General features: G+C 40.9%; 11 protein-coding genes. 7 read left to right on the forward strand and 4 right to left on the reverse strand.

Going from position 1 to position 13,676, the window contains the following annotated elements:
* Positions 1–69 precede the first annotated feature (69 nt).
* The 3 genes from I6E69_RS12815 to I6E69_RS12825 all read left to right on the forward strand — a co-directional run bounded on the left by I6E69_RS12815 (position 70) and on the right by I6E69_RS12825 (position 2,890).
* Positions 70–1,209 carry an alkene reductase gene (locus I6E69_RS12815; RefSeq protein WP_197121390.1) on the forward strand — a complete coding sequence of 380 codons (1,140 nt, stop codon included), beginning with the start codon at positions 70–72 and terminating at the stop codon, positions 1,207–1,209.
* Between the two features lie 245 nt (positions 1,210–1,454).
* On the forward strand, positions 1,455–2,219 hold the full coding sequence (locus I6E69_RS12820; RefSeq protein ID WP_197121391.1) for a DUF6515 family protein: 765 nt from the start codon (positions 1,455–1,457) through the stop codon (positions 2,217–2,219).
* Positions 2,220–2,389: 170 nt separating this feature from the next.
* Positions 2,390–2,890 carry an RDD family protein gene (locus tag I6E69_RS12825; RefSeq protein ID WP_149603171.1) on the forward strand — a complete coding sequence of 167 codons (501 nt, stop codon included), beginning with the start codon at positions 2,390–2,392 and terminating at the stop codon, positions 2,888–2,890.
* A gap of 80 nt (positions 2,891–2,970) precedes the next feature.
* Here I6E69_RS12825 and lptG read toward each other — a convergent pair whose 3' ends face one another.
* Positions 2,971–4,038: an LPS export ABC transporter permease LptG gene (lptG, locus tag I6E69_RS12830; protein ID WP_024603537.1), complete on the reverse strand. Its 1,068-nt coding sequence runs from the start codon at positions 4,036–4,038 to the stop codon at positions 2,971–2,973.
* Positions 4,035–5,147: an LPS export ABC transporter permease LptF gene (gene lptF / locus I6E69_RS12835; protein ID WP_002962016.1), complete on the reverse strand. Its 1,113-nt coding sequence runs from the start codon at positions 5,145–5,147 to the stop codon at positions 4,035–4,037. The genes lptG and lptF overlap by 4 nt, the downstream gene beginning before the upstream one ends.
* Positions 5,148–5,456: 309 nt before the next feature.
* Between lptF and pepA the strand changes: the two genes are divergently transcribed.
* The 3 genes from pepA to I6E69_RS12850 all read left to right on the forward strand — a co-directional run bounded on the left by pepA (position 5,457) and on the right by I6E69_RS12850 (position 10,473).
* A complete protein-coding gene (gene pepA / locus I6E69_RS12840) occupies positions 5,457–6,968 on the forward strand; it encodes a leucyl aminopeptidase (protein WP_039490278.1) in 1,512 nt (503 codons plus the stop codon).
* A gap of 149 nt (positions 6,969–7,117) precedes the next feature.
* A complete protein-coding gene (locus tag I6E69_RS12845; RefSeq protein WP_002962020.1) occupies positions 7,118–7,564 on the forward strand; it encodes a DNA polymerase III subunit chi in 447 nt (148 codons plus the stop codon).
* 53 nt (positions 7,565–7,617) lie between these two features.
* Complete coding sequence (locus tag I6E69_RS12850) at positions 7,618–10,473, forward strand: valine--tRNA ligase (protein ID WP_002962022.1); 2,856 nt, start codon at positions 7,618–7,620, stop codon at positions 10,471–10,473.
* 113 nt (positions 10,474–10,586) lie between these two features.
* Here I6E69_RS12850 and I6E69_RS12855 read toward each other — a convergent pair whose 3' ends face one another.
* Entirely contained in the window at positions 10,587–11,855 is a 1,269-nt protein-coding gene (locus I6E69_RS12855) for an outer membrane protein transport protein (protein WP_182671539.1), read from the reverse strand.
* Between the two features lie 283 nt (positions 11,856–12,138).
* Between I6E69_RS12855 and I6E69_RS20700 the strand changes: the two genes are divergently transcribed.
* The gene (locus tag I6E69_RS20700) at positions 12,139–12,462 is read left to right on the forward strand and encodes a hypothetical protein (RefSeq protein WP_154903641.1); all 324 of its coding nucleotides are present in this window, start codon (positions 12,139–12,141) and stop codon (positions 12,460–12,462) included.
* Here I6E69_RS20700 and I6E69_RS12860 read toward each other — a convergent pair.
* On the reverse strand, positions 12,422–13,636 hold the full coding sequence (locus I6E69_RS12860) for an HD-GYP domain-containing protein (protein WP_039490270.1): 1,215 nt from the start codon (positions 13,634–13,636) through the stop codon (positions 12,422–12,424). The genes I6E69_RS20700 and I6E69_RS12860 overlap by 41 nt on opposite strands.
* Between the last annotated feature and the right edge of the window lie 40 nt (positions 13,637–13,676).

The following is a 13,676-nucleotide window of genomic DNA, read 5'->3' on the forward strand; positions in this document are numbered from 1 at the left end:
AAATCTCTATGCTGCCAATGTCGCTTAACCACTATTTAAGCCTTTGTTTGCTTTATAAGAGAATTTAAAATGAAATCAGAATTAATTAACACCGCCCCTTTATTCTCATCAATTGAGCTTGGCCCTTTTACACTTAAAAACCGTATTGTGATGCCTCCTCTTACTCGCTCTCGCAGCACTCAGCCTGGCAATATCCCTAATGAATTAATGGCTGAGTATTACTCGCAGCGCGCATCGGCTGGTTTTATGGTTACTGAAGGCACACAAATAGAACCTCGTGGACAAGGTTACGCTTGGACCCCTGGAATTCACTCGCAAGCACAAATTGAAGGCTGGAAAAAAGTAACACATGCAGTACACGCTAAAGGCGGCGTTATTTTTGCTCAGCTTTGGCATGTAGGGCGCGTATCGCACACCACACTACAACCAAATTCAGGTAAACCGGTTGGCCCTTCAGACATTGCAGCTGACAATGTAAAAGTATTTATTGAAACCGCACCTGGTGAAGGCGCATTGGCTGACCCAAGTGAGCCTCGTGCATTAAGTACTACTGAGGTTGGCGAGCTAGTAAACATGTATGCGCAAGCTGCACGCAATGCTCTAGAAGCTGGCTTTGATGGTGTGGAGCTTCATTGTGCTAACGGCTATTTAGTTAATCAGTTTATTTCTGAGCATACTAATAACCGTGACGATCAATACGGTGGAACGCTTAGTAATCGCCTGCGCTTTTTAAAAGAGATAGTTGAAGCGGTAAGTGACGTTGTAGGCTCTGATCGTTTAGGTGTTCGCTTTGCTCCTTTATTTGAAAGCACAGATGAAACACGAGTGTATTTAGGACTTGTTGAATCAAACCCTCATCACACTTATATCCAGGCCGTTAAAGTGCTCGAGCAAGCAGGTATTGCTTACTTATCGATTGCGGAAGCTGATTGGGATAACGCTCCCGATTTACCACAAGAATTTTATAAAGCAGTCCGAGCTGAATTTTCAGGGCGCATTATTTATGCAGGTAAATACACAGTAGAAAAAGCAGTGCGTATTTTAGGTGAAGGTTACGGTGACTTATTTGCATTTGGTCGCCCATTTATAGCTAACCCTGATTTACCAGAGCGTATAGCAAATAATTGGACGTTTAACGAAGCTGATGCAGCCACTATGTATGGCGGTACTGAAGTAGGTTATAGCGATTATCCTTTTTATCAAAAGTAATTAACCAGCAAAGCCAAGGAAGGCTTAATTACTTATTTCGTATCCATTTTTTGTGATACCACTAATCATTTTGGTGTATTAAAACGTTCCTAAAATCGTCAAAAACTAGAGATTATGTCAAGAACCGTCAGTAAAATGTAAAAAGCTGTAAGCATAACTCCGTTTGCTGTTGTATGTCAGTTAACATTCAGTTTGAGCCGCTAGTATTGAACCCAGTTATGTAAAAACATAAACGAGGCAATACTATGAAACTTACTTTTTTACTACCTGCCCTGCTCGCCATTGGCGCAGTATCAGGCTCTGCGCTTGGAGCACAAAACGAGCGAGAGAATGATAAAAGCTTTAAACGCGATCACGACAAACGTGTTGAATATAAACGCGATGAACGCCGCCATGAAAAAAAGCAGCGTATTGAGCATAAAAAAGAAAAACGAGAAGACCGTAAGCAAGAAAAACGTAAACTTGCTAAGTACAAACAGGAAAAGCGTGAACTACACCGCTACAACCAGCGAAAATATAACTACTTAACAAGCCATCACAATTCAGTCGCTTACAGACAAAATCGATTTATAAACCATTTACCACGCAATAGCGCATCAATCAGATTTAATGGTATTTCGTTTACGTTTAACGACGGCCTTTATTACCGTAAAGCTAAAAGAGGCTACCATGTTGTTAAACCACCTAGAGGCCTGCGTATAAATACGCTTCCAAGAAATTACAGGCATTTTAAACACCATAATACGACTTACTACACTTATCAAAATGTGTACTACATTGCGGATAATGATGGTTATACGGTTGTTGATGAGCCATCAACTCGCCTTAATCAGGCAGTAAAAGTGGGTAATGTGAATGACTATAGCTTGGGCCAAACTTACGATTCATTGCCACAGGCAGCACAGGCCGTAATAATTAACTCGCAGCAGTATTTTAAATACGGCGATATTTATTTTTTACCGCAAATAAGTGGTGACGACATAAAATACCTTGCCATTAAGCTAGGTTAAACTCGCTATAAATTAAAAGGCCTTACTGTAAATAGTAGGGTCTTTTTCATTCCCCTCCGTAGGTAGTAATTTACAGCAATAAAATCAATTCTCTCTAAACATTAACATGTCTTAGTATTTGTAAGCTTTTTTGTTAAACTAGCTCGCATATTAATAGTGAGAGTGTATTTATGTCGGGTGAGTTTCCACGTGCTGGTTTTTGGCGCCGTTTTGCGTCGTTGGTCTACGATACGTTAGCCATTATTGCGTTTGCGATGTTAACTGTAGTGCTGTATTTATTTGCAGTACAGGGGCTTATTTCTCTCGATGTAATTAGCTTAAATGGCGCAGAGGATGTATCTGCATTTATTCAAAATTCAACTCTTCTTTCGGGTATTCGTACCGCTCTTTTAATTATCGTTAGCTTAGTATTTTTTGGCTACTTTTGGACTAAAAGCGGGCAAACCATTGGCATGCGTGCATGGCGTTTAAAAGTACAAACTCTTGAGGGTAATTTAATTAGCTGGCCGCAATCAATTATCCGCAGCGTTAGCGCTTTACTCGGTTTAGGTAATTTGGTGGTGTTAGTCGATTTTAAAAACAAAAAAGCACTGCAAGATTACATATCTAAAACAGAAGTTATTGCACTTACTAAAGAAGAAAACAGACGTATTTATAGTGAGCTTGATTAATACCAGCTTTTCAAAACTGGTAATTAAAAAGCGAAAAGGGTGACCACTGGTCACCCTTTTTAATGCTTTGAATAGGTACTCTATACCCGTTTATTCATCAAATATGTCGCAAAGCCTATAAATATAATACTGGGTAATACCGCCCCTATAATGGCAGGTATTTGGTAAACCATAACTACAGGGCCAAATATTTCATTAGTTAAGTGAAACACAATCCCCGTTACAACACCCATAATAATACGTGCGCCCATAGTAACGGTACGCAGTGGGCCAAATATAAACGAGAGCGCCACCAGCAGCATTACCGCTACAGATACAGGCTGCATAAGCTTACGCCACAGAGCGAGCTCGTAGGTACTGGTGTCTTGTTCGTTTTGCTCTAAGTAAGTTAAATACGACCAAAGCCCAGTAAATGAAAGTGACTCTGGTTTTACCGAAACAACCCCTAACTTTTCAGCGGTCAATTGTGAAGGGTAAAACTCTTCTGGTAGTTGCTCTGTTGTGGTTTTTTCGCTCGTAATAATAACCTTATTTACATCACGAAGTAGCCAGCCTTCTTTTCGGCTCAGTGCATCTTTTGCTTTAGTGATTTGGGTAAGCTCTAACGATTTGTCAAAGTGGTACATGTGTACCCCGTTGAGCCTGCCGTTTTCGTCAACATCTTCAATATTAATAAAATTGCTGCCGTCTTTAGCCCATACACCTTTTTGTGTGTTAAATACATCGCCGCCATGTATTGCTTGGTTACGCATTTCTTTGGCGTGTAATTGCGCTTCAGGTGCACCCCATTCGCCAAGTGCCATCATGCATACAGCCATAAATATGGCCGTTTTCATCACAGAGCCAATTATTTGTAAGCGCGACATACCAGCCGCTTGCATCACTACCAGCTCACTGTTTGAGGCAAGTGCCCCCAAACCCGTTAAGCCACCAATTAGCGCAGCCATCGGAAAAAACACCACTAAATCGCCAGGTATTGTGTAAAGCGTGTAAAGCATTGCGGTCATTAAATCGTAACTGCCACGCCCTACCGACTTTAGCTGGTCGATAAACTTAATTAAGGTGCTAATACCAACAAGTACCAACAATGCAAAGCCGGTAGTTTGTAAAATACTGCGGCCTAAATACCAATCAAGCGTTTTCATCATGAGCCTAACTCCCGCTTAGTTACAACGGCTTTAAGCCAAGCGCCCAACGGTCGCCCTTTTATAATTAATAATCCACCTATAAACAAGGCACTTAGGTGAATCCACCACAAGCCAATTGAAGGCGGAATTTTTCCATCTTCAACTGCAAATTTAGCGGCATTTAGTAAAATAAAATAGCCTAAGTACAAGCTTATAGCAGGCACTAGTTTTGCAAATTTACCTTGGCGAGGATTAACCACACTTAGCGGTACTGCCAGTAAGGTAAGTAGCGGAATTGATAACGGAATAGCGAGTCGCCACTGCCATTGAGCAATAGATTCTGGAGTATTAATGGCGAGTAATTGATTAGTAGGCACAGCCTCTAATTTACGGCGTTGATGCTCTATTTCTTGTTCTCGTATTTGTACGCTGTAACCATCAAATTCTGTTAAGTTAAGTGCAGGCGTTGTGCCATCTGTTTCGTAGCGTTTACCGTCTGTTAGCACGAGCTGTTGCTCACCATTTACGGCTTCAACCACAACACCTTGCTCTGCATATACTAAACGCGCTAGGTTGCCTTTTTCGCTATCGGGTAACTGTGCAACAAATACCTTATTGAGCTCTTTGCCACCCTTTTCAATATTATGAATAAACACCACGGCTTTTTCGTTACCGGTTTCTTGGAACCGCCCAGCTCTGAGTGCAGATAACCCTGCATCGGCTTTGGCTTGCTCTTTTAATTGATACTCTTGCTCGCTTGCCCACGGCGCTATATACATAGTCAGTGCTGCGGCTAATATAGCAAGCCCTACACTTGATATAAGTGTTACGCGCACAACATACCATTCACTTACGCCACAGGCTTTAAGGACGGTCATTTCGCTATCGGCATAAATACGGCTGTAGGCTAAAATAATGCCTAAAAATATACTCAGCGGAAGTATTAGCGAGGCCAGTTGTGGAAGTTTTAGTGCAATCATCGATAGCACTAATTTAGCAGGAATGCTGCCCTCAGAGGCATCACCTAAAATACCAACTAACTTTTGTGACAAAAATATTGTCATCAAAGTTAAAAATACGGCGACCTGCGATTTTAAAACCTCAGCGGTCAAATAACGGAAAATTAGCAATGCTCGCCCCTGTTAAACATGGAATTTCACTACGATAGTGAGAATTGAATAGTTAAATAGCTATTTTACCCAATTAATACCGGCAAATAGGCTATTATTATAAGCCATCAAAATTAATTATCCTACCTAAGTGCACGATATAATGTTGCATTAGTAGCCCTTAAGCATATAAAGTTCAATTACACAGTAAGAGTCTAACAAAATCAGCTAAAATTAAAATTATCCGCACATAAGTTACGTAGATAAGACTAGAAAATACTTTTTTAGCCCCAACTTAGTAACTTAAACGACTCAAAACCAGGAGTAACAATGGAATTTAACGTAAAAAGTGGTAGCCCAGAAAAACAGCGCAGCGCATGTATTGTGGTTGGCGTTTACGAGCCACGTAGGTTATCCCCCATTGGTGAACAACTCGATAAAATTAGTGATGGTTATATCTCTAATTTACTTCGCCGTGGCGATTTAGAAGGTAAGCCAGGCCAAGTTTTATTATTGCATCATGTACCTAATGTATTAAGCGAGCGCATATTGCTTGTTGGTTGTGGTAAAGAGCGTGAGCTTGATGATAAGCAATATAAACAAATCATTTCTAAAACTATTAATACCTTAAACGAAACGGGCTCTATGGAAGCAGTCTGCTTTTTAACAGAGCAACACGTTAAAGGTCGCGACACCTACTGGAAAGTACGTCAGGCAGTTGAGACAACGCAAGACTGCTTATATACGTTTAACCAACTGAAAAGTAAAAAAGTAGACCCTCGTCGTCCACTTCGTAAAATGGTGTTTAATGTACCAACACGACGCGAACTAACTATTGGCGAAAGCGCTATTGAGCATGGTTTAGCCATTGCAGCAGGTAGTAAGCTATGTAAAGACGTAGCTAATATGCCACCAAATATTTGTAACCCTGTGTACTTAGGTGAACAAGCACAAGAGCTGGCAACTGATTTTGACAACATTACTGTTGATCTTATTGGCGAAAAGCAAATGGCAGAACTTGGTATGAATTCTTACCTAGCTGTTGGCCGAGGTAGTGATAACGAATCGATTATGTCGATTATTAACTACAAAGGCGCCGCTGACGACCAAGCCCCGATTGTACTTGTTGGTAAAGGTCTAACGTTTGATTCAGGCGGTATTTCATTAAAACCAGGCGAAGGCATGGACGAAATGAAATACGACATGGGCGGGGCAGCAGGCGTTATTGGCGCAATGCGTGCACTTGCACAAATGCAATTGCCGATTAACGTTATTGGTGTTTTAGCGGGTTGTGAAAACATGCCTGGCTCAAATGCGTATCGCCCAGGTGATATTTTAACAACAATGTCGGGGCAAACAGTTGAAGTATTAAACACCGACGCTGAAGGCCGCTTAGTATTATGTGACGCACTAACATATGTTGAACGCTTTAATCCAGATACGGTTATTGACGTAGCAACGCTAACTGGCGCGTGTATTGTAGCCCTTGGCGCGCATGCTACTGGTTTACTATCAAACCATAACCCACTTGCGCACGATTTATTAAAGGCGTCTGAGCAAAGTGGCGACCGTGCATGGCAGTTACCGTTATGGGATGACTATCAAGATCAACTAGAAAGCCCATTTGCTGACTTTACGAACTTAGGTGGACGCTCTGCGGGTACTATTACTGCGGCATGTTTCTTATCTAAATTTACTAAAAAGTATAATTGGGCACATTTAGATGTTGCCGGTACAGCGTGGCGTAGTGGCGCTAAAAAAGGCGCAACGGGCCGTCCTGTTCCTATGCTTACTCAGTATTTATTAAACCGAGCGGGTGTAAGCGAAGCTACGCACGATTAATAATCTATTTAGCTATTTATAAGGCGCCATTTGGCGCCTTATTTATTTGTGTATTAATTGAAGCAAACTTCGTTATATGGCAAAATCTGCCTCTTAATTTGTGTATATCAATTTGGTATACATTCAATGTCATGGGAAACCCCGATACAATGAACATGAACGCTAAATTTTTCGTTCTAAAGCAACAAGATGAGTCTAAAGCGAAGGCTGACGATCATTTTGCATTGGCAGCTCAAATTGCAGCCGATCAGTATCGAAATGGGCAGCGTGTGTTTATTTGTGTTAACGATAACGAAGCAGCCTGTGCCATTGATGAAATAATTTGGGCATTCGATCCAGATAGTTTTGTGCCACATAATTTACAAGGTGAAGGCCCTAAAGGCGGCGCACCTGTAGAAATTGGTATTACGCCACCTGTTGGCAATCGTAAAGTTTTAATTAACTTGGCTACTCAGTTACCGGATTACATTCGTCGGTTTAACCAAGTTTTTGATTTTGTACCCGTAGAACCAGCTGCTAAGCAAGCAGCCCGCGAGCGTTTTAAAAAGCTACGCCAACTCGGTGCCAATCTCACCACGCAAGATATTAATAGCTAGCCAATCAGGCAAACTAACCAACTAATTTAAGTACTTATTTAAGGTTCTGTGTAATGGATAAAACCTACAATCCGCAAGATATTGAACAGTCTCTATATCAAGACTGGGAACAAAAAGGCTACTTTAAGCCATCTGGCCAAGGCGTACCATATTCAATTATGATCCCGCCGCCAAATGTCACTGGTAGCTTACACATGGGCCACGCCTTCCAAGATACAATAATGGATACCCTAACGCGTTTTAAACGTATGCAAGGTAACAACACATTATGGCAAGTAGGTACTGACCACGCAGGTATTGCAACGCAAATGTTGGTTGAGCGTAAATTGCATGCCGAAGAAGGCAAAACACGCCACGATTTAGGTCGCGAAGATTTTATTAATAAAATCTGGGAATGGAAAAAAGAATCTGGCGGCACTATCACTAAGCAACTTCGTCGCCTTGGCGCATCGGTTGATTGGGATCGTGAACGCTTTACAATGGATGATGGTTTATCTGAAGCTGTTAAAGAAGTGTTTGTACGCCTTCATAAAGAAAACCTAATTTACCGAGGCAAGCGCCTAGTAAACTGGGATCCAAAATTACACACGGCTATTTCTGATCTTGAAGTTGAAAACAAAGACAAACAAGGCCACATGTGGAACTTACGTTACCCACTAGCTGATGGCGTTACAACACAAGACGGAAAAGACTACATAGTAGTAGCAACAACACGTCCTGAAACCATGTTGGGTGACTCAGGTGTTGCAGTAAATCCTGATGATGAGCGCTACACAGATTTAATCGGTAAAGAGATTTTATTACCCATCGTTAATCGTCGTATTAAAATTGTTGCTGACGAACACGCCGATAAAGATAAAGGCACGGGCTGTGTAAAAATAACCCCAGCGCACGACTTTAACGATAACGAAGTGGGCAAGCGTCATCAAATGCCTATGATCAACATTTTCGATAAAGACGCCGCTATTCTTACCCAAGGTGAAACATACACCTTTGACGGTAAAGAGCTTGAGTTTGATGCACCAATACCTGAGCGCTTGCACGGCCTTGATCGTTTTGCAGCACGTAAAGCAATTGTGGCAGAATTTGAAGAACTAGGTTTGCTTGAAAAAATTGAAGACCATGGTTTAACGGTACCTTACGGCGATCGCTCTGGTGTGGTAATTGAGCCACTGCTTACCGACCAATGGTATGTACGTGTTGCACCACTTGCAGAACCTGCAAAAGACGCTGTTAAAAACGGCGATATTCAATTTGTACCTAAGCAATACGAAAACATGTACTTCTCGTGGATGAACGACGTACAAGATTGGTGTATTTCACGCCAGCTTTGGTGGGGTCACCGTATCCCAGCTTGGTACGACAGTGAAGGCAATGTATTTGTTGGTCGCGACGAAGCCGAAGTTCGCCGTGAAAACAACATTGCAGATAACGTAACGTTAAGCCAAGACGAAGACGTACTTGATACGTGGTTCTCGTCAGCACTTTGGACTTTCTCTACACAAGGTTGGCCTGAAAATACCGATGATTTAAAAACCTTCCACCCGTCTGACGTGCTGGTAACTGGTTTTGATATTATTTTCTTCTGGGTTGCGCGCATGATTATGATGACGCTGCACTTTGTAAAAGACGAAAATGGCAAACCACAAGTTCCGTTTAAAACCGTGTATGTAACGGGTCTGATACGTGATGATAATGGCGATAAAATGTCTAAGTCAAAAGGTAACGTTCTTGACCCACTAGACATGATTGACGGCATTGAACTTGAAGACCTAGTACAAAAGCGTACTGGTAACATGATGCAGCCAAAACTTGCCGCTAAAATCGAGAAAGATACGCGAAAAGTATTTGCAGGCGGTATTGAAGCACACGGCACCGACGCCCTTCGCTTTACACTTGCTGCAATGGCATCTACCGGTCGTGATATTAACTGGGACATGAACCGCCTTGAAGGTTACCGTAACTTCTGTAACAAATTATGGAACGCGAGCCGTTACGTATTAATGAATACAGAAGAGCAAGACTGTGGTTTTGCAAACGATGCACAAAAAGAGCTTTCATTAGCTGACCGCTGGATTTTAGGCCAATTTGAGTCAACAGTTAAAACGTACACTGAACACCTTGATAACTACCGTTTTGACTTAGCTGCTAACACGCTTTACGAATTCACTTGGAACCAGTTTTGTGATTGGTACTTAGAGCTAACTAAGCCGGTATTATTTAAAGGTAATGAAGCGCAGCAACGTGGTACACGTAATACACTTATTACCGTACTTGAAAGCTTACTGCGTTTAATGCACCCAATGATGCCGTACATCACTGAAACTATTTGGCAGCGTGTTGCACCTCTTGCTGGCCTTGAAACAGCAAACACCAGCATTATGGTTCAGCCGTTCCCTGTATATAATGAAGCAAGCGTTGATGCTAAAGCGATGGACGACTTAGAGTGGGTTAAACAATTCATTTTAGCTATTCGTAATATTCGTGGTGAAATGGATATTAGCCCAAGTAAACCGCTTAGCGTATTACTTGCTAATGCATCAAGCGACGACGTGCGCCGCATTGAAGAAAACAAATCATTTTTAGCATCACTTGCAAAAATTGAAGAGTTTACAATGCTTGAAAACAAAGACGGGGCACCTGCATGTGCAACGTCTTATGTTGGCAACCTTGAGATCATGATCCCAATGGCGGGCTTAATTGATGTAGAAGCCGAGCTTTCACGTATTAATAAACAACTCGAAAAAGCAGAAAAAGGCCTAGCACAAGTGCAAAACAAACTCGCTAACGAAAAGTTTGTTAATAACGCACCTGAAGCGGTACTTGCTAAAGAAAATGCAAAACTGGCTGAGTTTAGCGATGCTAAAACTAAGCTACTTGAGCAAAAAACTAAAATAGAAAGCTTATAAGCTTTCATAAAATGCCTATTAACACTATTTAATAGGCATTAAAAAAGCCGCTCACTTTAATTAAAGTGAGCGGCTTTTTTGTGTCCTGTGATTAACCACAAGACACTTCTACATTAAAACTTGTAGTTGTACTGAGCGCCAAGTAATACCGCGTGGCCTTTAGATTCGAAGCCCCACTGGCTGCCCGAGTCATCAGCTTCTGTGAACGTTTGTGTTTTACCACGGATAATACTCACACCAAGATCAACATTAGAGTTTTGATCAATTGTGTAGTTACCGCCAAACGAGAACCAAAAGCGATCGGTATCTGGAATAGAGATAGAAAGGTGCGTTTGTGATACCGGTGACTCATCAAATGCAACACCGGCACGAAGTAGTAAATCTTCGTTGTATTGGTAATCAGCACCTACAGAGTATCTGAAAGAGTCATCAAACTGCTCTTGCTTTTCAAACGCAACAAACTTATCACCAGTTGGTAACGTTACTTGTGCTTCTAGTGATTCAAAGCTGCTCCAACCTGTCCATAATACACTGTAATGTAGGCCTAACTTATCATCTAACTGATGTGAGCCAGAAAACTCAGCAATAGCTGGTAGTGTTAGATCAACAGCTCCTGGTAGCTTAGCGCCGCCTGTACCACCAATAGCTGCTGGTAGGTCGTTTGAGAAGTCACCATCAAATGTGATGTCTGTTTCGCTACGATAGTTAAAACCAAAACGGCTGTTATCATCTAGCTGGTACATTAAACCAACGTTTAAACCAAAACCAGTATCATCACCTTGAAGGTTTACAGCATCAGCACCAAAATCAATACCGCTTGCATTAGCACCCACTTTACGAATAACAGTTGCATCAGCATAAATAGCGTTTAAACCAATACCAAAGCTGAATTGCTCAGTTACTTTATAAGCAACGCTTGCATTAAGGTTAACAGTAAAGATTTCTGTTTCGCCAGCAATTTGGCCAGCAACGTATTCGTCGTTAAACTCTGTAGATAAACCAAAGTTAGAAAATGCGCCAAAACCAATCGATACTTTATCGTTGTAAGGCATAGTAAAGTAAATAGCAGGTACTACAGCACTTGGTGCAATGCTGTCGTCATCTAATGCACTTGGGTCAATACCGTTATTAGTACTTTCGCCTTCAATACTTACATCTGGAATTACACCAATAGCAGCAACACTTAGTTGTTTATCTTTAAATAAAGTCATTAGTGCAGGGTTACGTGCAACTACAGATGCATCGTCTGCGATAGAAGCTTCACCAGCGTATGCACGGCCTAAACCCGATGCATTTTGCTCTGATAATTGAAACGCAGCTGCAAAGCTATCAGCTGAAACAAATGCAAGCGAAGCTGCAATAAGAGTTTTAGAAAATTTCATTGTTGAGTCCTTAACCAAACTGACTGTCTGGGTACTATGTGTGTTGTTATTAGGATTTGAAACTTTGCTACACTACCTTAATTTTTTGTAAAAAACTCTATGAATGCGTCAAAAAACAGCAAAAAACATGTTATTTAACGACATTTTAACAACTATTTAAAACTCATCGGATGAGAAATGTGTTATTAGAGTTAAAGCTCTAATTGTAATTAATTATCATTTAGATTGACTTGAAATATATAGCAAATTACACTCACTATAAAATCGCAAAGGAAGTAAAACTGTGATCATTTTATTTATTATTACAGGGCTAATATTTTGTGGGGCGAGTGTATTTTGCTTTTACAAAGCAAACTACTGTGCATGCACTCAAGCAGGACAATGCGATAACCCCGTAAACCATTATTGGCTAGGGGCAATGTTGAATGCGTTGATTTCTTTAGCGCTTTGTTGTTTTGCATTGCATGTAGAGTTAGGTACTTTGCTATGGTTAACACTGATGGGAAGTTGTTTTTTGGGTGCGTTTATTTCTGCAAAACAAACTAAAAAAAGGCAATGCAGTAAAACTAGTTCAACAAATGCTCTTTTAGCAGGCGAGACAAATTAATCTGATAATCAAGAGGCTTAACACTTGCTAGTATTTTCAGCTCTTGGGTGTGCTCACTTAAATCTATGTCTTTAGGTGTAACATGATGATTATGCTTAGCATTATAAAATAGTTTAATTTTAGGTTTAATAGGATTTAATACGTTCCCCTCAAGCACTAAGGCTAAACGTTCATTCGTTAATTTTACAATAGTTCCTACCGGATGGACCCCCAAGCATTTTATAAAGCGTTGTACTAGTTCACCATCAAACAAGTGTTTATTGGCTAATAAGTAGCGTAATGCATTAATAGGCTCATCACCCTCTTGGTGCATTCTATCGGCTGTCATAGCATCGTACACATCTACAATTGCCATTATACGCGCCGGGCGACTTAACTTTTCAGCCTGCAGGCCTCGCGGATAACCAGAGCCATCTAAACGCTCATGATGATTTACTATCATATCGAGCATAAGGGGAGTTATACCCTTCTCACCTTTAACTAAACCTAAACCTTGCGCAACATGCTTTTTAATTGCTGCTAGCTCGTTATTACTTAGTTTAGTTGGCTTGGAAAATATACCCTGCGGTAATTTAGCTTGGCCTAAGTCATGAAGTAACGCCCCCATTGCAAGCTCTTGTACAACAGCTTTTTCATACCCTAAGTATTTAGCAAATACAGCAGTAAAAATGGCGCAGTTGATCATATGCCGCCAGTTATAGCTATGTTTGTCTTTTATACGAGTAAGAATAGTCATAGCGTTAGCATTACGAAAAACTGAGCTGACTATCTCGCTGGCAATTTCATCAAGCACTTTTATATTAACACTCAGGCCAGATGTTAAATCGCCATATAATGACTGTAACTTTCGGCCATGCTGATCGTAATTTACAGTCGCTTTAGCAAATTCCTGTTCGATAGAAATAGCTATAGGTGTTTTTTCTACTTTTTTTTGGCTATTAGATGTTTTAGGTGCGCTTTGGGGCTTATATTTGGCAGGAACTGGCGCATCACCTTTAGTAAAATCTATAAGCAGCTCGAGCACCCCTTCAGACACTAAACGCTTAATAATAGATTTGTCGCGCACCAAGCCACTGGTCTTAATTTTTATGCTATTGATCCCCTCGTGTTGTTTAGTAACGCTATCAACGTACATACCAGGGGTGAGCTCAGACACAGGCAAAGTAATTAGCATAAAGGTGAGATTTTTTACATTTAAAGTAGATGTACCTTAA

This window comes from Pseudoalteromonas sp. NZS100 (genome assembly GCF_015864815.1).
GTDB classification, from domain to species: domain Bacteria; phylum Pseudomonadota; class Gammaproteobacteria; order Enterobacterales; family Alteromonadaceae; genus Pseudoalteromonas; species Pseudoalteromonas distincta.

What these genes read in the sequence shown, in the direction of transcription:
- I6E69_RS12820 (WP_197121391.1), top strand. Translation starts at nt 1,455, where the DNA reads ATGAAACTTACTTTTTTACTACCTGCCCTGCTCGCCATTGGCGCAGTA.
- I6E69_RS12845 (WP_002962020.1), top strand. Translation starts at nt 7,118, where the DNA reads ATGAACATGAACGCTAAATTTTTCGTTCTAAAGCAACAAGATGAGTCT.
- lptG (WP_024603537.1), bottom strand. Translation starts at nt 4,038, where the DNA reads ATGATGAAAACGCTTGATTGGTATTTAGGCCGCAGTATTTTACAAACT.
- I6E69_RS12850 (WP_002962022.1), top strand. Translation starts at nt 7,618, where the DNA reads ATGGATAAAACCTACAATCCGCAAGATATTGAACAGTCTCTATATCAA.
- I6E69_RS12825 (WP_149603171.1), top strand. Translation starts at nt 2,390, where the DNA reads ATGTCGGGTGAGTTTCCACGTGCTGGTTTTTGGCGCCGTTTTGCGTCG.
- I6E69_RS12855 (WP_182671539.1), bottom strand. Translation starts at nt 11,855, where the DNA reads ATGAAATTTTCTAAAACTCTTATTGCAGCTTCGCTTGCATTTGTTTCA.
- I6E69_RS12815 (WP_197121390.1), top strand. Translation starts at nt 70, where the DNA reads ATGAAATCAGAATTAATTAACACCGCCCCTTTATTCTCATCAATTGAG.
- I6E69_RS12860 (WP_039490270.1), bottom strand. Translation starts at nt 13,636, where the DNA reads ATGCTAATTACTTTGCCTGTGTCTGAGCTCACCCCTGGTATGTACGTT.
- pepA (WP_039490278.1), top strand. Translation starts at nt 5,457, where the DNA reads ATGGAATTTAACGTAAAAAGTGGTAGCCCAGAAAAACAGCGCAGCGCA.